This is a genomic window from Bifidobacterium sp. ESL0800 (assembly GCF_029395355.1).
GTDB lineage: Bacteria > Actinomycetota > Actinomycetes > Actinomycetales > Bifidobacteriaceae > Bifidobacterium.
This window is the reverse complement of sequence record NZ_CP113913.1, coordinates 862,005-883,902: the sequence shown is the minus strand read 5'-3', so window position 1 is coordinate 883,902 and position 21,898 is coordinate 862,005. Positions and strand designations below refer to the sequence as shown.

The 21,898-nt window shown below is 57.9% G+C and carries 16 protein-coding genes; 12 read left to right on the top strand and 4 right to left on the bottom strand.

The window, feature by feature from the left end; genetic code table 11:
* Nucleotides 1–16 precede the first annotated feature (16 nt).
* The 3 genes from OZX75_RS03655 to OZX75_RS03645 are packed head-to-tail and all read right to left on the bottom strand — an operon-like array spanning nt 17 to nt 2,831.
* Nucleotides 17–979 carry a DUF58 domain-containing protein gene (locus OZX75_RS03655; RefSeq protein WP_277146995.1) on the bottom strand — a complete coding sequence of 321 codons (963 nt, stop codon included), beginning with the start codon at nt 977–979 and terminating at the stop codon, nt 17–19.
* Nucleotides 976–2,055 (bottom strand): AAA family ATPase, encoded by a 1,080-nt coding sequence (locus OZX75_RS03650; RefSeq protein WP_277146993.1) that lies wholly within the window; start codon nt 2,053–2,055, stop codon nt 976–978. Before OZX75_RS03650 ends, OZX75_RS03655 begins: the two co-directional genes overlap by 4 nt.
* 26 nt (nt 2,056–2,081) lie before the next feature.
* Complete coding sequence (locus OZX75_RS03645; RefSeq protein WP_277146991.1) at nt 2,082–2,831, bottom strand: uracil-DNA glycosylase; 750 nt, start codon at nt 2,829–2,831, stop codon at nt 2,082–2,084.
* 129 nt (nt 2,832–2,960) lie between these two features.
* Between OZX75_RS03645 and OZX75_RS03640 the strand changes: the two genes are divergently transcribed.
* The 10 genes from OZX75_RS03640 (at nt 2,961) to OZX75_RS03595 (ending at nt 16,569) form a co-directional block, all read left to right on the top strand.
* Nucleotides 2,961–3,584, top strand: a complete 624-nt coding sequence (locus OZX75_RS03640; protein ID WP_277146989.1) for a LytR C-terminal domain-containing protein — start codon at nt 2,961–2,963, stop codon at nt 3,582–3,584.
* Nucleotides 3,585–3,784: 200 nt separating this feature from the next.
* Nucleotides 3,785–3,988: a cold-shock protein gene (locus OZX75_RS03635; protein ID WP_277146987.1), complete on the top strand. Its 204-nt coding sequence runs from the start codon at nt 3,785–3,787 to the stop codon at nt 3,986–3,988.
* A 235-nt stretch (nt 3,989–4,223) separates the two neighbouring features.
* Nucleotides 4,224–5,852 (top strand): chaperonin GroEL, encoded by a 1,629-nt coding sequence (groL, locus tag OZX75_RS03630; RefSeq protein ID WP_277146984.1) that lies wholly within the window; start codon nt 4,224–4,226, stop codon nt 5,850–5,852.
* 374 nt (nt 5,853–6,226) lie between these two features.
* On the top strand, nt 6,227–6,955 hold the full coding sequence (locus OZX75_RS03625) for a TPM domain-containing protein (protein WP_277147381.1): 729 nt from the start codon (nt 6,227–6,229) through the stop codon (nt 6,953–6,955).
* Between the two features lie 144 nt (nt 6,956–7,099).
* Nucleotides 7,100–7,831, top strand: a complete 732-nt coding sequence (locus OZX75_RS03620) for a response regulator transcription factor (protein ID WP_277146982.1) — start codon at nt 7,100–7,102, stop codon at nt 7,829–7,831.
* An 11-nt stretch (nt 7,832–7,842) separates the two neighbouring features.
* Nucleotides 7,843–9,819: a sensor histidine kinase gene (locus tag OZX75_RS03615; RefSeq protein WP_525930272.1), complete on the top strand. Its 1,977-nt coding sequence runs from the start codon at nt 7,843–7,845 to the stop codon at nt 9,817–9,819.
* Between the two features lie 115 nt (nt 9,820–9,934).
* Nucleotides 9,935–10,324: a cold-shock protein gene (locus tag OZX75_RS03610; protein ID WP_277146980.1), complete on the top strand. Its 390-nt coding sequence runs from the start codon at nt 9,935–9,937 to the stop codon at nt 10,322–10,324.
* A 34-nt stretch (nt 10,325–10,358) separates the two neighbouring features.
* The gene (locus OZX75_RS03605; RefSeq protein WP_277146978.1) at nt 10,359–11,957 is read left to right on the top strand and encodes a DUF3027 domain-containing protein; all 1,599 of its coding nucleotides are present in this window, start codon (nt 10,359–10,361) and stop codon (nt 11,955–11,957) included.
* A gap of 174 nt (nt 11,958–12,131) precedes the next feature.
* A complete protein-coding gene (locus OZX75_RS03600; protein ID WP_277146975.1) occupies nt 12,132–14,825 on the top strand; it encodes an ATP-dependent Clp protease ATP-binding subunit in 2,694 nt (897 codons plus the stop codon).
* A 316-nt stretch (nt 14,826–15,141) separates the two neighbouring features.
* Entirely contained in the window at nt 15,142–16,569 is a 1,428-nt protein-coding gene (locus OZX75_RS03595) for a glycoside hydrolase family 32 protein (RefSeq protein ID WP_277146973.1), read from the top strand.
* Nucleotides 16,570–16,808: 239 nt separating this feature from the next.
* Here the strand turns inward: OZX75_RS03595 and OZX75_RS03590 are convergent, their stop codons facing one another.
* A complete protein-coding gene (locus OZX75_RS03590; RefSeq protein ID WP_277146972.1) occupies nt 16,809–18,386 on the bottom strand; it encodes a DUF349 domain-containing protein in 1,578 nt (525 codons plus the stop codon).
* A 91-nt stretch (nt 18,387–18,477) separates the two neighbouring features.
* Between OZX75_RS03590 and hisS the strand changes: the two genes are divergently transcribed.
* Together hisS and aspS are read left to right on the top strand one after the other, a co-directional pair.
* Complete coding sequence (gene hisS, locus OZX75_RS03585) at nt 18,478–19,878, top strand: histidine--tRNA ligase (protein WP_277146970.1); 1,401 nt, start codon at nt 18,478–18,480, stop codon at nt 19,876–19,878.
* Nucleotides 19,879–19,934: 56 nt separating this feature from the next.
* Nucleotides 19,935–21,734 carry an aspartate--tRNA ligase gene (gene aspS / locus OZX75_RS03580; RefSeq protein ID WP_277146968.1) on the top strand — a complete coding sequence of 600 codons (1,800 nt, stop codon included), beginning with the start codon at nt 19,935–19,937 and terminating at the stop codon, nt 21,732–21,734.
* Nucleotides 21,735–21,898 lie beyond the last annotated feature (164 nt).

Genomic DNA, 21,898 nt, shown 5'->3' with positions numbered 1-21,898 from the left:
GTATTCGCGGTAAGGATCATGCCATTTCTCCCGCCACGAGGGGGAGGGCTTCAGGAGAGGTGAAGGAAGTCTGTTTCAACGTCACACTGACCAGATGAATGAATTGGGAGAACATGTCTTCGCTCGACGTGACACATATCAGTGTCGCACCGCTGGCTTTGAGCCGTTCCTGCAATTGGGCCGTCAGATATCGTCGATGCGTGTCGACGGACTTCGCCGTCTGTTCGCCTATCATGAATGCAGGAATGCGCCGCCCGTCCGCTCCGTCTGTGACCTGCCCGAATGGGACTTTTCTGAAAGGATTCAGCGTCTCGATGTCGATGAGCATGAGCGGGTGCATCGCGGCGATAAGCCGTAGGGAATGCAGGTGATTGTCGTTGAGAGCATGGCCATCGGTCGCGATGACCACCAGCGAACCCTTGTCGTTCAGCGTACGGGCGTACGAAAGCAGGGCTTCGAAATTGCGAGGAGGCCGACTTTGGCCCCTCACTGCGTCATCGATGGCCTTTTCGAATTGGGCCAGACCTCCCTTGAACGGCTTGCGTATGATGTTCAGGCTGTCCGCGAACACCAACGAGATTTTGTCATGGCGGCGGGCGCTCAGGGCCGCGAACATGCACATGGCGTTGCCCGCCACTTCCGTTGCGGTCTCTCCCGAGATTGTTCGGCCTTCCATTTCCAGACCGTTATCGACAAGCAGATGCACGCGCGAGGTCACCAGGCGTTCGCGGTCGATGACCATGGGATGGCCAAGTTTCGCGCTCGCCTTCCAATCGATGAGCCTCGCCTCGTCCTCGAAAGTGTAGTCTCTGGTCGACATCGGGTCATTGTTTCCGCCGAGCCGTGATGAAGAATGCTCGCCTTCGAGCACTCCCAAGGCGCGACGTACGGTAGGCAGGGTAAGTGTCGAGGAAAGCGTTTCGATCTGCCTACGTACTTTTCTTGATGCCGGTGAGACGTGACGTAGGTCGTGGCTCATGGAACAGGCACCGTTTCGACGATGGAATCGATGATCTGGTCGGGGCTTGTGCCTTCGGCCTGGGCCTCGAAGGTCAGAAGGATTCGATGCCGCATGATTTCATGCAGGAACTTCTTGATGTCCTCGGGAATCACATAGTCGCGCCCGTTCAGGATGGCCTGTGCCTGTCCGACGCGAACCAGCGAGATCGAGGCTCGGGGGCTTGCACCCAAACGCACTTTGGCTGCCAGGTTCTTGATCGGGTGGCTGCCGGCGCCGCGTGAAGTGGCGACCAGATCGACCACGTAATTCATGATGGCCTCGGAAACGTGGACACGCCGGGCGGCGGAGCGGAGAAAATCGACGTCGGCGATGCTCAAGGCGTTCTGTGCAGGGGTTGTGGTGTCCACCACGTCCGTCCCGCGGCTGGCAAGCATCGAAAGCATGCGCGTTTCGTCGGCGGCGCTTGGGTAGGTCATGACGGCTTTCATCATGAAACGGTCCATTTGCGCCTCGGGAAGGGTGAAGGTGCCCTCTTCCTCGATCGGGTTCTGTGTGGCGATCACCATGAACGGCTTGGGCAGGGCGATGCGCTCGCCGCCGATGGTCGTGGCGCCTTCGGCCATCGCCTCGAGCATGGCCGACTGCGTTTTTGCATTGGAACGGTTGATCTCGTCAAGCAACACGAAATTGGCGTGTATCGGGCCGATCTGCGTGGAGAACCGCTGCTTGGAGAAGTCGAAGATCTGTGTGCCGACGAGGTCGGACGGCATCAGGTCGGGCGTGCACTGCACGCGACGGAAGGAACCGGAAACCGAAGTCGCCAAAGTCTGCGCGGCAGTGGTTTTCGCCAGGCCGGGAACGGATTCGATGAGGATATGGCCGCCGGCGATCATCGTCGTGATCAGGGCTTCACGGAGGTTGACCTGTCCGACAAGCGTTTGCGCGAAACGCATACGAATACGATCGGCCAACTGTTTGGCGCGGATGCCTTCACTTGCTGCCGCGTTGGAGGTGGCGGGGGCCGGAATGGATGCTGCGGGCCGTTGCTGCTCGGCAGGTTGTGAAGAACGCGGATGTGGGGGGAAAATTGCCATAACGCTTCAATTCTTGATTCGGATGTTTATTGCTCTGTGTCAGGCATTGTAGCCGAGGGTAGAGCCGAGTGGGCCGTAAGGTCCCAATTGATCGGTGTGGTTCCCATTTGCTGCAGTGCGGCGTTGGCTCGCGAAAACGGACGCGAGCCGAAGAATCCCCTTGAAGCCGAGAGGGGGCTCGGATGAGGGGACTTGATGATGAAGGCGTTGGTCAGCAGCGGTTCGAGACTTTGGGCGTTGCGGCCCCAGAGAATGGCGACCAATGGCTTCTGGTTGCCGTTCTCGTCTTTACGCGCGTTTAAAGCCTTGATGGCGGCGTCCGTGATGTTCTCCCAGCCTTTCCCCTGATGGCTGTTGGGACGGCCGACGCCTACCGTCAGGCACCGGTTCAGCAGCATGACCCCTTGGGCGCACCAAGGCGTGAGATCCCCGTTTGGTGCAATCGGTACCCCGAGGTCCTCGTGCATCTCCTTATAGATGTTCTGCAGGCTTTTAGGCACCGGGCGCACATCGGGGGCCACGCAGAAGCTCAATCCAACAGGATGACCCGGGGTGGGGTAGGGGTCTTGCCCGACGATCAGAACCTTGATGGAATCGAACGGTATGGTGAAGGCGCGCAGGATATTATGACTCGCTGGCAGGTAACGGCGTCCGGCCCTGTGCTCGGCACGCAGGAAGTCGCCCATGCGGTGAATATCCGGTTCCACGTCGGCCAAAGCTCGCGCCCAGCCGGCCTCGACGAGCTCTGAAAGTGGTTTGATGTGGGTTTCGCTCATGGCACCTACTCTAGGTTCGGGTCAGTATGTTTGCTTTTCCTGAGGTTTTATCACAAAAAGAGATTTGACGGCGGAGGACGCTATAGTTGATAATGATTATGCGTAGCGGAACATATTGGAGGAGAACTTATGGCGCGTGACGACCGTAGCAACTATGAGTCTTATCAAAAGGACGCGTTCGACAACCCCCCCAAGGGGCCCATAGGTGTGCATCGTGGCAACACCTCATTGCTCTCCCGCTCGATTCCTTATTTTATCGTGGTCGTAGTGGCCGTTCTGGCCGGACTGTTGGTCTGGGGCTTCTATTCGGGTGAACTGCAAAAAACCTTTGCCGGGCACAACCAAAGCCAGTCCCAGACCACGACCAGTGAAAAGACCGAGAAGAAGAAGCCCGCCAAAAGCAAAACGGACACGAAGTCGAATACCAAGTCCGACGCCGACGCTTCCACCAACCAGCAGCAAGCGGCCCCTCAGCCTGCTCAGCAGGTGAATAAGCAGACGGCGGTCCAGGTTCTCAACGCCACCGGTACGACCGGCTATGCCGCGCAGAAGAAGGCGGTGCTCGATCAGGCTGGGTACTCCAACGTTACGGCCGGAAACCCGACCGGCGATGTACCGGCTTCGACTGTCGTCTGGTATGCCAATGAAGCAGACAAGGCGACAGCGCAGGACGTGGCCAACACCTTGGGAATCTCTTCAGTAGAGCAGAAGAGCGACGCCGGCCAGCCGATTGTCGTCTTGCTGCAGAACTGATTGGTATTGTTAGCTGTCGATTGAACAGGCTTACCGCTTTATTTGCTTATTTTTCCTTGTTTATGATGCAGTTTCGGCGTGTTTCGTGTTTTTGACTGGGGTTCTGTCTATAGTAAAAACTGTTACGTGATGTAGTATCCGGAATCAGCCGGGTACCTCATATTGTTTTCGCGTGACACTCGGATGAGAGAATGGTTATTATGGCACAAGGTACCGTGAAGTTCTTCAATGCTGGCAAGGGTTACGGATTCATCAGCCCCGATGATGGGAGCGAAGATGTTTTCGTTCACTATTCCGCTATTCAAAGCGAGGGCTTCAAGAAGCTCGACGACGGCGATAAGGTGGAATATGAATTCGAGCAAGGCCCGAAGGGCCTGCAGGCGACGACTGTCACCAAGATCTGATTGCTAGCGCATCGCTATATTTAACGTTGGGTCCGGTTTGCAAGAATCGGGCCCAACGTTTTTTCATGCCAACAGCGCAATTTCATCAATGTTGGCACTCGACCGATGGGAGTGCTAATCTTGAAATTAGCACTCGGGGCTCGAGAGTGATAATCGGCAGCTGACGGTTGGTTATCCGGCTCCTGGGATTTCGGGTGAGTCAATATAAGATGTGTAGCCACTTGTGGAGGAAACAATGGCAAAGATGATTGCATACGACGAGGAAGCTCGCCAAGGAATGCTTGCGGGTCTTGATGAACTCGCCAATACCGTCAAGGTCACGCTGGGCCCGAAGGGCCGTAACGTGGTGCTCGACAAGAGCTATGGCGCTCCGACCATCACCAACGATGGCGTTTCGATCGCCAAGGAAATCGACCTTGAGGATCCTTACGCACATATCGGTGCCGAGCTGGTCAAGGAAGTCGCCAAGAAGACCGATGACGTCGCAGGCGACGGCACCACCACCGCGACCGTGCTCGCGCAGTCGCTCGTGCACGAGGGCCTGAAGAACGTCGTTGCCGGATCCAACCCGGTGGCGTTGCGCCGTGGCATCGAAAAGGCCTCTGACGCCGTGGTGAAGGAACTCGTCTCCGTGGCCAAGGACGTGGAGACCAAGGACCAGATTGCCGCCACCGCAACGATTTCCGCCGGCGACCCCGAGATCGGCGAGAAGATCGCCGAAGCGCTCGACAAGGTCGGCCAGGATGGCGTGGTGACCGTCGAGGACAACAACCGCTTCGGTCTGGATCTCGACTTCACCGAGGGCATGCGTTTCGACAAGGGCTATATCTCCCCGTACTTCGTCACCAACAACGACGAGCAGACCGCCGTGCTCGACGAACCGTACATTCTGCTGACCAGTGGCAAGCTCTCCAGCCAGGAGGACGTCGTCCACATCGCCGAACTTGTGATGAAGAGCGGCAAGCCGCTGCTGATCATCGCCGAGGATGTCGACGGCGAGGCGCTGCCCACCCTGATCCTCAACAAGATCCGTGGTACCTTCAATTCCTGCGCCGTCAAGGCTCCTGGCTTCGGTGACCGCCGCAAGGCCATGCTGCAGGATATCGCCATCTTGACCGGTGCTCAGGTCGTCTCCGATGATCTGGGGCTGAAGCTCAACTCCATTGATATGTCCGTGTTGGGTCAGGCCAAGAAGGTCATCGTCTCCAAGGACGAGACCACCATCGTTTCCGGTGCAGGCTCCAAGGACGACGTCGAGGCTCGCGTCTCCCAGATTCGCGCCGAGATCGACAACACCGATTCCGATTATGATCGCGAAAAGCTGCAGGAGCGTCTCGCCAAGCTCGCCGGTGGTGTGGCCGTCATCAAGGTCGGTGCTGCCACCGAGGTCGAGGCCAAGGAACGCAAGCACCGCATCGAGGACGCTGTGCGCAACGCCAAGGCCGCCATTGAAGAGGGCCTGCTGCCCGGCGGTGGTGTCGCGCTCGTCCAGGCTGCCAAGAAGGCCGAGGACTCCGCTGACGTCAAGGCTTTGACCGACGAAGAGGCCACCGGTGCCGCCATCGTCTTCCGCGCCATCGAAGCCCCGATCAAGCAGATCGCCGAGAACTCCGGTGTCTCCGGTGACGTCGTGCTGAACAAGGTGCGTGAACTGCCTGAAGGCCAGGGCTTCAATGCCGCGACCAACACCTACGAGGACCTCCTCGAGGCCGGTGTGGCCGACCCGCTGAAGGTCACCCGTTCCGCCCTGCAGAACGCGGCTTCCATTGCCGGCCTGTTCCTGACCACCGAGGCCGTGGTGGCCAACAAGCCCGAGCCGAAGGCCGCTCCGGCCGCCGGCCAGGGCGCCGACATGGGCTACTGATCCGTGGCTGACTCTCGGAATACGCAGTGATAGAGGGTCATGAGGATTGAGAAAGCGCTGGTATCTTTTACAAGGTACCGGCGCTTTCGCGTTGCCCGGTTTGGCGGTCTGCCGCCACACCTGATTCAGGCCGAGAGCAGACCGCTCAGCGAGTCTTGTCTTGTGGCTGTGTTTTTCAACTGTTTGTTGTTCTGTCATTGTTGAGTCCGTAGCGGACTTGAAGCTCGTTGGTGAACCTATTCGCTACAGTGGTTGATATGTCAGCCAGTATTTTGTCTTTTCCGGATATCGAGGAAAGCTCAAGGGATTGTTTGTACGGCGAAGTCCGATCTGAACCGTCATCGAAAGGTCATCATCAGCGAATTTTGGGATTGATGGTCGCCTTCGCCGCTTCGTTGCTAGGGGTTGTGTTGCTTTTCGGCTTTGCGCAACCGGCTCGGGCGGCAAGCTCGTCAATGGGTGAAATCAACGCCGAGGTGACCGACCCGCAAAATCTTCTCGGTGGCAACGTCTCCCACGTCAATGACGAAATCGCTTCCATCAAACAGGAAACCGGTGTGACGGTGAGGCTTTTGTACCTGGCCAATTTCGCTGGTTCCAAAGATCCCGATACATGGGCGGGGGAGAGTCTTGAATCGACCAAGCCTCCCGCCAACACCGTCCTTCTCGCGCTCGCTTCCAACGACGGCAGACTGGTGGTCGCCGTCTCGCACAATTCCGATGACTGGCTGAAAGACAAAGACCATGTCTCCCGACTGTCTCAGGCTGCACTCGGCCCGATACAGAAGGGCGACGATCCTGATTGGTCCGGCGCAGCTTGCGCCATGATGGATGAGATCAAGGTTCTGCATAAGCAGGAGACTTCGAGAAAACCGAAAATCATCATCGCGGGGTCTATCGCGGTTATTCTTGTCATTATCGTCATCGGCGCTGTTGTCATGCTGCTCAGGCGTAGAGGAAAGAAGAAGAAAACCGGCGAATCGCCTAGCGACAAGGACTATCCAAGTGACGAAGGCCCGAAGACCGGGCAAACGGATAGTTCAGATGCAGCGAAACTCGTGAAACCCAAGGCTAAGGGGCCGCGTCATCGCAAGAAAAAGTGAGGAATAATCCGCCGAATGCCGTGATCGTTTGGCTGATTTCCCGCCACTGAATCCGGTCCCCGCCGTTTTGCTGAGTGATGAATAATGCACTTTGTGCAGGAAGTATTCAGGAAACATACAGACAGTTGAGCAATCCTTATCATTATGAGCAAACAAATAGAAGCGTCGATCGTGGTTGTGGATGACGAACCGTCAATTCGGGATCTGCTGGTTGCATCCCTGCATTTTTCCGGCTTCGAGGTGACTACGGCCGCAAGCGGCACCGAAGCCATCGAAGTAATCGAGAAGACCCAGCCCGATCTGATCGTCCTCGACGTGATGCTGCCTGACATCGATGGATTTACGGTGACACGCCGGATTCGCCAGGAAGGCATCGACGCGCCGGTGCTGTTCCTGACCGCGCGCGACGATACCCAGGACAAGGTCATGGGGCTTACGGTCGGGGGAGACGATTACGTCACCAAACCGTTCAGCCTGGAGGAAGTGGTCGCCCGTATTCGCGCCATTCTGCGCCGCACCCACGAACAGACGGAGGACGATCCCATCCTGCGTGTCGGAGACCTGGAAATCAACGAGGACTCCCACGACGTGACGCGGGCCGGACAGACCATTGATCTGAGCCCCACCGAGTACAAGCTGCTTCGCTATCTGATGGACAACGTCGGCCGTGTGCTCTCCAAAGCCCAGATCCTCGATCATGTATGGCAATATGACTGGGGTGGGGACGCGGCGATCGTCGAATCCTATATTTCCTATTTGCGCAAGAAGGTCGACGGCGTTGTCGTCACCGATACGGACGGCACCAAACACAAGGTGGTTCCGCTTATCGAGACCAAGCGTGGTATCGGTTATATGATTCGTGAACCGAAGGAATAGCAGCGCTGATGATGAAAGCACAGGCATCGGGCGATTCGCAGGAGCGTGGAGACGCGGAAACGGATGGGACTGCAACGAATGATGGTTCGTCGCAGCCGGAGGCGATACACGGCAAAAACGGCACATCCCAAAAAGGCAACAAACCGAGCAGATTCCCGGCTCTTGCCCGGATGCGTAGACGTTGGCTCGGCCGTTTGGACGCCGTACCTCTTTCCACCAAGCTGGTAGCCTGCACGCTTGTCCTGCTGATGGTCGGCACCTTTGGTATTTCGTTGACCATACGTCAATTGGTCAGCAGCTATCTGGTGGCGAAGACCGATACCCAACTGCGTGATCAGGCCCAATTGGTCTATAGCAACGTTGACCTGCTGAGTCGTAAAGACGAGAACGAGAACGTCGGGCCGAACGAATATTTCATGCAGTGGCGGGACTACAAAAGCAACGTCATCATCAGAACGCCGTTGGTTCCTGTATTGCGCAATAGTGTCGTTTCGGAGCCCGAGTTGCCACCCAACGGCTCCATGGGCGATGTCGAATATGACAAGCCTTTCACCGCCGCTGCCAACGTTCGTGAATTGAATTCGTCGGTCAAAACGGACAAACGTACCATGCAGGTGGCCCAGGCCCCATGGCGCGTGCTCGCCCTGGAAGGCAGGGAACGTGGACCCGATGGCACGAGCACGGTGAAAATGACGGTATATATCGGCATATCGATGGCCGACCAGATCGATATCATCAGCACGTTGACCCAATATTCGATTTTCGTCAGTATCATCATTGTTCTGCTCGGCGCGGTAGTGGCCACGTTGATTATTCAGCGCACCTTGCTTCCGCTGAAACGCATCGAGAAGACCGCTGCCAAAATCGCCGCGGGTGACTTGACCCAGCGTGTTCCGGCAGCGCCGGAAAACACCGAGGTCGGCTCGCTTGCAGCGTCGCTCAACGCCATGTTGGCACGCATCGAATCAAGCTTCCGCGAGCAGCAGGAAACCACGGACAAGATGAAGCAATTCGTCTCCGACGCGAGCCATGAATTGCGAACCCCTTTGGCCACGATCCATGGCTATTCCGAGCTGTATCACATGCAGCGCGATCTGCCGGGTGCTCTTGAGCGTGCTGATGAATCCATAGACCATATCGAGGCTTCAAGCCAACGGATGACCGTGCTTGTGGAGGATCTGCTTTCGCTGGCCCGCCTCGACGAGGGACGTGGCATCGACATGACCCAGCAGGTCGACCTGAGCCAGCAGCTGAAGGACGCCGTCGACGATTTGCATGCGCTGGACAACAATCGGCTGATCAGAAAAGGAAGCCTTGAACTCAATGCCAAGGACGGCAACAAGCCCTCGCATCTGGTGTTCCGTGAGGGCGAATTCCCCGCTCTGACGCTGACAGGAGATGCCTCGAGGCTGCGTCAGGTCATCACCAATATCGTCGGCAATATTCATCGTTACACGCCATCGGATTCGCCTGTAGAGGTCGGGCTGGCCGTCCTTCCCGCATCCATCAGTCCTGAATCGTTGCAACGCATGCCTCCAAGCCCTGAATCGTTGCGCTACTTCCTTGAGGCCGTCGAAGTCGGGCAATCCATGCAGATGGGGATGAACTATGCCGTGTTCAGCTTCATGGACCACGGTCCCGGCGTCCCCTCGGACCGCCAATCCCAGATTTTCGAACGCTTCTATACAGCCGACCCCTCGCGCGCCCGTCAAAAAGGCGGTACGGGATTGGGCATGTCCATTGCTCAATCTGTGGTGCGAGCCCACCATGGGTTCATCGATGCGACTACGACCGCCAATGGCGGCGGCCTTACTCTTACTGTCATTCTTCCCATCGGTCCTCTTGAACCTCAGGTGCCTGCCGTTGCCATGAAATCGAGGAACAGGAAAAACGGCAAAATCGGCAAAGAGGCAAAGCAGGATAAGCAGGAAAGACAGAACGCGACGGGAATCCACCAAGGCAAATGGTCCCGGCACGATAAGAGCTAGGGAACCGATCTTTCGCGGTTTGCGTAGTCGTTACGCTAGACTGGTAGGAGATCCAAGAAAACGGAACGTGAAAATGATATTCCGTCAAGAAATTACAGGATGAACGAGGTGTGTTATGCCCAGCGGGAAAGTGCGTTGGTTCGATGCTAAGAGAGGTTATGGCTTTATAACCGCAGATGACGGCAACGATGTGTTCTTGCCTGCGGCGGCATTGCCTGCGGGGACCTCGACCTTGCGTAAGGGAGCCAAAGTCGAGTTCTCGCTGGTCGATGGTCGCAAAGGCCCTCAGGCCATGGATCTTCATGTTTTGGGGCCCGCACCATCGGTGGTGCGCGCCACCAGGCCCAAGCCTGACGATATGGCAGCCATTGTCGAGGATCTGATCAAATTGCTCGATTCCGCAGGCAATTCCTTGCGACGCCATCGTTACCCGAACGCCGGCGAAAGCCGTAAATTGGCCACGCTGCTGCGTGCCGTTGCCGATGATTTCGATGTCGAGGATTGAGAAGAAAACGGAAAGCGAAATGACGGAAGACAGTATGGCGGAAACAACGGCGGATACGGACGAGCGTTCTGATGAAGAAGCCAAGCTCGACCCACGTGCTTTGGCTAAATCGGTGGTGCTGGCGGTCGCCGATGAACCCGATGAGGTGGGGGAGTTCGTCCAGGGCATCGATTTGGGCGACAATGTCACCGATTTTCGTTTTGTGTGCCTACGCAAGGGCTATGAGGGCTGGCAATGGGCGGTGACGCTCTACCACGATACGGAGCTCGATTCGTGGAGCGTCAACGAATCAACGCTGGTTCCCACCGAGGATTCACTGTTGGCACCGGCTTGGGTTCCCTGGAAGGACAGGCTTGAGGCGGCCGATCTTTCGGTGACGGATTCCTTGGGCACCGATCCGGACGACCCGCGTATGGAAGACGGGTTCCGCAAGACGAAGGCCGTGCAACAGGATTCGGCTGAAGATGCGGGAACTGGCCGGGCCGAAGGAAGCGGGGAACACGCAACCGGGGAAGTCGTGACGGACGTATCGGGTGTTGCCCAAAGCGACGAGGAAACGACAGCCGACGGCGAGGCTGATGGCGAGGCGAAAACCGACGAAGCCGCGCAAACGAACTCGGATATCGACCCCGAAACGGGATTGAGCCGTGAACTTGAAGACACTGTCGAGCAATTCGGGCTTTCACGCCGGCATGTGATGAGCCAATTGGGGCGCTCGCAGACCGCGAAACGTTGGTATGACGGGCAGCACGGTCCGAAGTCGCTTTCCACCAAGACGGCCGAGGGCAATCTGTGCTCGACGTGTGCCTTTTTCATCGGGCTCAAGGGTGACCTCGACACCATGTTCGGCGTGTGCGCGAATCGTTGGAGTCCCGATGATGGACGGGTGGTGTCCCTCGACCACGGTTGTGGAGAGCATTCCGAAATCGCACAGCCAGAGCCATCGCATCTTTGGGTACAGTCCAAGCCTGCATTTGACGATTTGCATATCGACATCATTGCCCAGGCGCCGCGTGAGGAGCGCGGTCAGGTCGAACTCATCGAATCGATCGACGAGGATGACGACAATGTCGACGCCCAATCCGATGAGGCCGACGATGAGACCGCGACCGACGTCGCTTCTGAGACGGACATCGCCGAGCACGCCGTTCCCGGATCGCTGGACGATGATGACGAGAGTGACGATGATGCGGACGAAACGACCGTGGTCGGCAAGGGCACCGTGGGCAGTGCAGTGACCGCCGAGGTTGCCGTTGAATCCACCATCGACCTGAGTGACGATGGTGACGGTTCGGATGATTCTGATGATGCCGACGATGCCGACGATGATTCGGCCGACAGCGACACTGAAGACGACGATTCGGATGAGGACGAGCCCGATACCAATATCAGCGATTCGTATATCGCAGACGATGTTGAGGACGCAGAGACCTTGGATTCAACCTCGAAAGCCAATGCTTCCGATGAAGCTGAAACCGAGACGCCTCAAGGCGAGCGTGTGAACGACGCAGACGACAACGATACTGAGGAACCGTCTGAAACAGGGGAGGCGGAAGCGGGCTTGGCAGCGCAAGAGTCGGCGAGCAGCGCTATGCCTTCTGCACAAACACAACCAGGTTCGGATGACGAGTGATGATCGGTGGTGACGAAAGCACGTATTCGTAAGCCGAAATTGCTATATACGGGTGGATTTTAGCCGTTTCCATTGCATTTGTTGCGTTCTCAGCGCAATCATCGCGCGGCACGAAATAAACGTCATCGTAAATCGGTAGAGTTAAATGGACTATCAAGAAGTGGAAGGACAAGTATGTTCGAACGGTTTACTGACCGTGCCAGACGTGTGATCGTACTGGCGCAGGAAGAAGCCAAGGCCCTCCAGCACAACTACATCGGTACCGAACATCTGCTGCTCGGCCTGATTCGTGAAGGCGAAGGAATCGCGGCCAAGGCGCTCGCCGCCAAGGGCGTCACCTTGGAAGATACCCGCAAGCAGGTGGAGGAAATGATCGGCAAGGGCAATGCCGCGCCGAATGGTCATATTCCGTTCACTCCGCACGCCAAGCAGGTGTTGGAGCTGAGTCTGCGTGAGGCGCTGCAGCTGGGGCATAGCTATATCGGAACCGAGCACATCCTGCTCGGCCTTATCCGCGAGGGCGAAGGCGTGGGCACCCAGGTGCTCATCAAGATGGACGTCGATCTGGGCGAGCTTCGCAGCTCCACCATCGATTTGATTCGTGGCAACTCCGGCGGAGCGGAAGGCAACGGCAAAGGCGATCTTGCCAACGCAGGCGGCGTGGAGAACAAGGGTCGTCAGACCGGTTCCGCCATTCTCGACCAGTTCGGCCGCAACCTTACCGCGGAAGCCGCTGAAGGCAAACTCGACCCGGTGATCGGACGCGCCAAGGAGATTGAGCGCGTCATGGTCGTGCTTTCCCGTCGCACCAAGAACAATCCGGTGCTGATCGGTGAGCCCGGCGTCGGCAAGACGGCCGTCGTCGAAGGCCTGGCGCAGAAGATTCACGCCGGTGATGTGCCTGAGACCCTGAAAGGCAAGCAGGTCTATTCGCTTGACTTGGCCTCCATGGTGGCAGGTTCGCGCTATCGCGGCGATTTCGAGGAACGCTTGAAGAAGGTTCTGAAGGAAATCAAGACCCGTGGCGACATCGTGCTGTTCATCGACGAGATTCATACCATCGTCGGCGCAGGGTCGGCGGACGGCGCTTTGGGCGCTTCCGACATCCTTAAGCCGATGTTGGCCCGTGGCGAGCTCCAGACCATCGGCGCCACCACCACCGACGAATACCGCAAGTACATTGAGAAGGATGCGGCGCTTGAGCGTCGTTTCCAGCCCATTCAGGTCGATGAGCCGTCCATCGCGGATACCATCGAGATTTTGAAGGGGCTGCGCAGCCGCTACGAGAACCACCACAAGGTGACCATCACCGACGGTGCGCTCCAGGCCGCGGCCGAGCTTTCCTCGCGTTACATCCAGGATCGCAACCTGCCCGACAAGGCCATCGACCTTATCGACGAGGCGGGCGCGCGCCTGCGCATCAAGCGTCTCACCGCGCCGCCGGAGTTGAAGGAGCTTGACGGCAAGATAGCCAAGATCTCCGACGAGAAGGACAAGGCCATCAAGGACCAGGACTTCGAGAAGGCCGCGGAATTGCGCGACCAGGAAGACAAGCTGCAGACCGAGCGCAAGGAGAAGGAAAAGACCTGGCGCGAGGGCGGCAGTGATGTCAAGATGGTCGTCGACGAAGAAGTGATCGCCGAGGTCGTTTCCTCGACCACCGGCATCCCCGTCTTCAAGCTCACGCAGGCCGAATCCAAGAAGCTTCTGAACATGGAGTCCGAGCTGCACAAGCGCATCATCGGCCAGGACGAGGCGGTTTCCGCACTGTCCCGTTCGATTCGCCGTACGCGTGTCGGCCTGAAGGATCCGAAGCGCCCTGCAGGCTCGTTCATCTTCGCAGGCCCCACCGGCGTCGGCAAGACCGAGCTGGCCAAGGCGTTGGCGCAGTTCCTCTTCGACGACGAGGACGCGCTGATCCGCGTCGATATGTCCGAGTTCTCCGAGAAGTACGCCGCGTCGCGCCTCTTCGGTGCGCCTCCGGGATATGTAGGGTACGAAGAGGGCGGCGAGCTCACCGAGAAGGTGCGTCGCAAGCCGTTCTCCGTCGTACTCTTCGACGAGATCGAGAAGGCTCACCCCGACATCTTCAACACGCTCTTGCAGGTGCTGGACGACGGTCATCTGACCGACGGCCAGGGCCGCAAGGTGGACTTCAAGAACACCATCATCATCCTCACCACCAACCTCGGCACCAAGGACATCGCCAAGGCCGCCAACACCGGTTTCAGCTCCGGCAACGACACCGAGTCGAGCTACGAGCGGATGAAGGGTCAGGTCACCAGCGAGCTCAAGCAGCAGTTCCGTCCTGAGTTCCTCAACCGCTTGGACGACATCATCGTCTTCCGTCAGCTGACCGAGCCCCAGGTGCGCCAGATCGTCGATCTGGACCTGACCCAGCTCAACGACCGCCTCTTCGAGCGTCACATGTCGCTCGAGCTGACGGACGCGGCCAAGGATCTGCTGGCGCAGAAGGGCTTCGACCCGCTGCTCGGCGCCCGTCCGCTGCGTCGTGTCATCACGCGCGACATCGAGGACGCCGTCTCCGAGCAGATTCTCATGGGCAAGCTCAAGAACGGCGAAAAGGTAGAAGTCGACGCCGAAGGCGAAGGCATCCTGGGTGAGTTCACTTTCAAGGGTGTGCCTTTCGAGGACCCGAACGCCAAGCCAGCGGATACTGACGCTGAAGGCAAGCAACCTGAACTGGTAGGTGCCGGTGCGCCGGTTGATACGGCTGCTGCCGAATCAGCTGCGTCCACCGATTCGGACGATTCCTCCGATGCGCCATCAAACGCTTCGAGTGCTTTCCCGGCCGGCTCCGGTTCGGATGCCCAAGGTAGCGATACCTCAGATGCTCCAAGTGAGTGATTGTAGTTAAGCGAACGCAGATTCAACGCGTCCGCTGTGCGAGGGTCCGGTTTCCTCAACGAGGAGCCGGGCCTTTGCGTATTCGCTTTTAAAAGCGCTCGTGCCAAACCGTAACAGGTGTTTTTCTCCTTACTGGGCTCAAAACGGTAAGGAAAGTGTTGTTCTGACCTGATTTTGTGCTTTTTTCACTGATTCAGTTCAAGGTTCCGGTGAACGGCTTGAAATTGAAATAAAACGTATTTTGAGTTTTGCTTGTAAATGAAAGAAAGTATCCTTAGATATATAAGAGTTATTTCTATCAAATAAGGAGGATGTGATGATGAAAACCGTAGATGAATCAAAGACGATTTCTGTGACCAATGATCGATACCGACTGAAATACCATGTGATGACGCCGTTTGGGTGGATGAACGATCCCAATGGTTTCTCGTATTCTAATGGTTATTACCATCTTTTCTATCAATACAATCCGTACAGTGCCGAGTGGGGGCCGATGCACTGGGGTCATTACCGCAGTCGTGATCTGGTGCATTGGGAGCAGTTGCCCATCGCCTTGGTGCCAGGTGACCCGGAAGATGCGAATGGCTGCTACTCCGGTTGCTCGATTGCCAAGGATGGACGGCTTTACCTGATGTACACCGGGCACAACCTGCTGAAGCCCGATGACCCGGATCATTATCGTGAGGTCCAGAACATCGCTTATAGCGACGATGGCGTTCATTTCACGAAATACGAAGACAACCCGGTTATTGCCACGCCGCCGGAAGACAATACGCAGGACTTCCGTGACCCAAAGATTTGGCAACATGACGGCCATTATTATGTCATCCTTGGTTCCCGTGGCAAGGACGGGCTTGGTCGCGTGCTGGTCTATCGTTCGGATGACTTGTTGCACTGGGAATACCGTGGGCCTATCGCCAAGTCCGACGGGGAGAAGACGCAGGGCCATATGTGGGAATGCCCCGATTTCTTTGAACTGAATGGCAAAGATGTTCTGCTGTTCTCGCCACAAGGCATTGAAGCCACCGAGAAGCAATACCTCAATCTCCACCAGACCGGCTACTTCGTGGGCGATATGGATTACGAAGCGAACCGGTTCACGCACGGCGATTTCAGCGAAATCGACCACGGGCATGATTTCTACGCCACGCAGACAACACAGTCGCCTGATGGCCGAAGAATCCTGATCGGTTGGATGGACATGTGGGAATCGGCTATGCCTGAACAGGAAGACGGTTGGGCCGGGGCGTTGACGATACCTCGCGAGCTGACGTTGCGCGATGGGCATGTCTATATGAATCCGGCAAGGGAGCTCAAGGAACTTCGGCAGGCGACCGTTCTCGACGAAAGCACGGAAGTACGTCTTGAGCGGTTGAACCTGCCTGATCCTCAGCATGTCGAGTTGCTGGTTGAGGGTGAACTCGCAAATTGGCAGGGACATCGTTTCGAAGTCATGTTAGCAACTGAATCTGGTCTGCTGATTTCACTTTCATATGACAAAGACTCGGGGGAGCTGGTTCTTGATCGTCCCGACAAAGGCGATGACGCCAAGCGTTTCGGCACCGTAAAGCGGAGCGATACGCTGAAGCTGCAGATTTTCATCGATACCAGCTCCGTCGAGTTCTTCGTCAACGACGGCGAAACGGTGTTCACCGAGCGCTACTTCACCGAGCAGAAGCCGACCATCGAGCTCAAGGCCGATGCCGAGCTGCCCATGCATTTGACTGCGTACACTCTCGGCTGAGTGGTCATAGGTGAAAACTAAGTCCTAAACAATGTGATTGGGTTCTAGCCTCATGGCCTATAATCCGGGTTCAAGAAATGAAGCAACGCGAAAGCCGGCCCCTATGAGAGACACAGGCACTCCGGCTTTCACATCCCTTTCCCCAGCGGGGCGGGCTCGGTTCAAGCTTAATATGAAAAGTGGTTTGCACCAAATCGATGGTGCAAACCACTTTTTGTTAGGCTATGAAAATCTAGCGCTTACTTCACGGCGTTGAGCCACTGTTCCTTGGTGGCCTTTTCACTCTCGAGCTTGGACTTCTTGGCCGGGTCGGACTCGGCGGCGATCTTGGCATCGAGCTCGTCGAGCTGGGCCTTGAGCTGGGTCTCGAAGCTGGAGACTCGGGCGTCGGCCTCGGGGTCGCTCTTCTGCCAGGCGGCCTGTTCGACGGCCTTGATCTTGTTGTCGACGGCGTCCAGCCGGCTTTCGATGCGGTGCATGTCCTCACGAGGCACGTAGCCGATCTGATCCCACTCGTCCTGGATGTCGGCCAGCGCCTGACGAGCCTTCTTGGCGGCCTTCTCGTCGGCGACCGGTACCAGAGCCTCGGCCTTCTTCAAGAGCTCTTCCTTCTTGGCAAGGTTGTCCTTCTCGTTGGAGCTCATCTGGTCGCGGTCGGCCTGACGCGCGTTGAAGAAGACGTCGCATGCCTCGCGGAAGCGTGCCCACAGCTCGTCGTCTTCCTTGCGCCCGGCACGTCCGGCAGCCTTCCAGCGGTCCATCAGCTCGTTGAATTGGTGCGAGGTGGCGCCCCAGTCGGTGGAGTCCTTGATTTCATTGGCTTCCTTGATGATCTCTTCCTTGACACGCTTGGTCTCCTCGCGGGAGGCGTCGCGGGCCTGAGCCCACTTGCGACGGTGCTGGTTGAAGGTGGTGCGTGCGGCGGAGAAGCGCTTCCAGAGCGCATCGGCGGTCGGCTTGTCGATGCGGATGGTAGTGCGCTGATGCTGCTGCCAAGCCTCGAAGAGCGAACGGAACTTGTCGGCGGTGGAACGCCAGTTCGTGTTCTCTGAAAGCGAATTTGCGAGGTCTTCGGCCTTCTCCACGATGGCTGTGCGCTCCTTGATCGCCTTCTCGAGAGCGGCCTTGCGCGCCTCGGCCAGCTCAGCCTTCTTGGCTTCTCCAGCCTTCTTCAGCTCCTCGTACTGTGCCTTGAGCGCGGCGATATCGCCGACGATGGCCGGATTGGTGGTTTCCTCGCCCAGGTTCTTGACCGATTCGTCGATCTCGTGGGGCTTGATGTTCGCGGCCTTGAGACGCGTGGCAAAGAGATCGAGCTTGGCCTTGAGATCGAGATAACGGCGGGCATAGAGCGTCAGTGCCTCTTCATTGGTGGCTCCGGGGAATTCACCGACTTCGCGTTCGCTTTCGCCTTCACGTACGTAAACCGTGCCCTTCTCGTCCACGCGTCCAAACGCTTCGGCAGCCTTGACGTCGGCCTCGGAGTAGGTGTGAGCAGGGGCTGTAACCGGGTGCTTTGCAGGTTTCTTGGCAAAGGCCAGGGGAGAGGGAACGTGCGGCTTCGGCGCAGGCTTGGCAGGCGCTGCCGATGTGGTAGGCGCAGGTGCACTCGGCGTGTCGTCAGGCTTCGGTGCGGCCGGCGCAGTCGGTGCTGCTGCGTCCGCAGCCTTCGGCGCCTGAGGCTCGGCCGGAGTCTGCGCTGCCGTCGTTTCTACTGGTTGGGACGTGGCGCTGGCCTGTGCGTCCGCGGCAGGCTGCCCTGCCTGTGCGTTGGATTCATTGGTGTTTTCGGTTTCAGTGACTTGTTCGTCGGCCATGGCCAGCTCCTTGAGAGTCTTCGTGTAACAGGTGTTGCGGGTTCGAGACGGATGCCTCATTTTTCCACAACACCATTTATTATAGGGAGTTATGGCAAAAGGCGCATCAATATCAGGATTTCCGGAATGGCTGCCCGAAGAACGGGTGGTCGAACAGCGTGTCATCGACACGGTCCGCAGGGTTTTCGAACTCAACGGATTCATCGGCATCGAGACCAGAGCGGTCGAGGAAGGCTCGAGTCTGCTGAAAAAGGGCGAGACCAGCAAGGAGATTTATCTGCTGTCCCGGCTGCAAGAGGTCGGACACGAATCCGACACCCCGATCGAGCATCGTCTCGGGCTTCATTTCGATTTGACCGTTCCGCTCAGCCGTTATGTGGTCGAGCATTCCGGTCAGCTCACCTTCCCGTTCAAACGCTGGCAGATTCAGAAGGTCTGGCGTGGTGAGCGTCCGCAGGAAGGCCGTTTCCGTGAGTTCGTCCAGGCCGACATCGATGTGATTGGCAACGGCGAGCTGGAAGACCACTATGAGGTCGAGCTGCCGTTGGTCATGGTTCAGGCGCTTGAGCAGCTGCGTCAGTTCGGCCTGCCCAAGGCCACGGTGCACGCCAACAACCGCAAGCTTTCCGAAGGTTTCTACCGCGGTCTGGGCCTGAGCGATATCGAAGGCGTGCTGCGTGAGATCGACAAGCTCGACAAGATCGGTGCCGACGAAGTGGTCAAGCTTCTGGTCAGTGAATGCGGTGCGAACGAGGCGCAGGCACGGGCCTGCCTTGAGCTGGCAGAACTGACCGCCAAGGACGGCAAGGAACTGCTCGAGAAGTTCGATGAATTGTGCGCTGGTCATAATATTTCGCAGGATACCGATGCCTACAAGCTCGCTCGCGAAGGCCTCGACACGTTGGCGATGATCGTCGACGAAGCGGCCATCACCCGTCCCGGTTCCGTCATTGCCGATCTGAAGATCGCGCGCGGCCTCGATTACTACACCGGATCGGTCTACGAGACGTTCCTTGACGGCGCCGACCAGCTCGGTTCCATCTGCTCCGGTGGTCGTTACGACAATCTCGCCTCGCAAGGCAACAGGAAATACCCGGGTGTGGGCCTTTCCATTGGATTGTCGCGTCTGGTCTCGTATATGCTGCACACCGCGGGCGCGCACGCTTCACGCGTGTCTCCGGCAGCCGTCATGGTGGCCGTGTGGAACGAAGACGACCGTCTGGATTGCAACCATATCGCCACTGCCTTGCGCGATCGAGGCATCGCCGCCGACGTCGCCCCGAAGGCAGCGAAACTCGGCAAGCAGATCAAGTACGCCGACAAACTGGGCATCCCGTATGTCTGGTTCCCGGCAGATGCGTCAGGCGACGGCGAGGGCAGCGACCATGACGAAGTGAAGAACATCATCACCGGCGAGCAGGTCCCCGCCGACGCCAAGTCATGGCAACCCGATACGCTGTATGCTCAGCAAACCGTCTCTTTGGACAAATAAAAGAGCGCGGATTCTCGCGGTTTTCGAGCGGTTAGTAGATAAGGAATAGAGGGAGCATGAGCCAGACGGCTTATAGAACACACCATGCCACTGAAGTCACCGAGGCCTTGATCGGTCAGAAAGTAACCCTTGCGGGCTGGGTCGACCGCAGACGCGACCACGGCGGCGTCGCCTTCATCGATTTGCGCGACAGCACCGGCCTGGTGCAGATTGTCATCTACGACGAGGAGATCGCCCGTCCGCTGCGCAGCGAATTCGTCATCCAGGTCGTCGGCGAGGTGCGCGAGCGTCCGGACGGCAATGAGAACGAGCATCTTTCCACCGGCAAGGTGGAGGTCGTCGTCGAGTCCCTCAAGGTGTTGGCCAAGTCCGACGCCCTGCCGTTCCAGGTTTCCACGGCCCTCGAAAACGAGGCGGAGAACAAGCTGCCCGGCGAGGACATCAGGCTTAAGTACCGTTACCTCGATCTTCGTCGTCCCTCCATGCAGCGCAACCTGAAGCTGCGCAGCGATATGACCCGTGCCGCACGCCATGCGCTGGAGGATATGGACTTCACTGAGGTGGAGACCCCGACCTTCATCAAGTCCACGCCTGAGGGAGCCCGCGATTTCGTGGTGCCGGCCCGCCTGGTTCCCGGTTCCTGGTACGCGCTGCCACAGTCCCCGCAGCTCTTAAAGCAGCTGCTGATGGTCGGTGGCGTCGAGCGTTACTTCCAGCTGGCCCGCTGCTATCGAGACGAGGACTTCCGTGCCGATCGTCAGCCCGAGTTCACCCAGCTCGACATGGAGATGAGCTATGTCGACCAGGAAGACGTGATGGCCATGGCCGAGAAGGTCATCGCCGCCATCTGGAAGACCCAGGGCTACGACATCAAGCTGCCGATCGATCGCATCACCTGGCAGGACGCCATGGACAAGTACGGTTCCGACAAGCCCGACCTGCGCTTCGGCAACCCGATCGTCGAGCTCACCGATTACTTCAAGAACACGCCGTTCCGCGTCTTCCAGGCACCGTACGTCGGCGCTGTGGTCTTCCCGGATGGTGCGGACACCCCGCGCCGTCAGTTCGACGCATGGCAGGAATGGGCGCGCCAGCGTGGCGCCAAGGGTCTCGCCTACGTGCAGTTCACCGGTGACGGCACCTTGAAGGGCCCCGTGGCCAAGAACCTTTCCGATGAAGAGCGCAATGGACTTAAAGAAGCCGTGGGCGCCAAGGACGGGGATGCGGTGTTCTTCGCCGCGGGCCCGCGTGAATCCTCCCAGCTGCTGCTCGGCGCCGCCCGCGTCGAGATCGCGCGTCGTGCCGGCTTGCTCGACCCGAAGAAGTTCGCATTCACCTGGGTGGTGGACTTCCCGCTGTTCAAGCGCGCCGATGACCCGGATGACGACGATGTGGCGGTCGGCAACTCCAAGTGGACCTCCATGCATCACCCGTTCACCATGCCGAGCGCCGACTGGATCGACAAGTTCGATAAGGATCCGGAGCATGCGATGAGCGACTCCTACGACATCGTCTGCAACGGCGAGGAGATGGGCGGCGGTTCGGTGCGTATCCACCGCAACGACATCCAGGAGCGCGTGCTCGACGTGCTCGGTATCGGGCAAGAGGAAGCGCAGGAGAAGTTCGGCTTCCTGCTCGAAGCCTTCAAATACGGTGCCCCGCCTCACGCAGGCATCGCGCTGGGTTGGGACCGAACGGTTTCGATCTTGGCCGGTTGCGACACCATCCGCGACGTCATCGCCTTCCCGAAGGCCGGCGGCGGCCGCGATCCGCTCACCGGCGCACCGGCCCCGATTTCGGACGCCCAGCGTGCCGAGACCGGCGTCGATTACGATCCGGAAGAGGACGAAGACTGATTTGATTTTGTAATATTCATTACAAATCGCCAACGTATGAATGTGTCCAGTTCATTTTGAGCTGGACACATTTGTATGCACGGGCAGCCGAAACCATTGATATTCTCAAAATGATAGGCAATATTAAACAAGTAACAATAATTGCTGATATGTCTCAATAATTT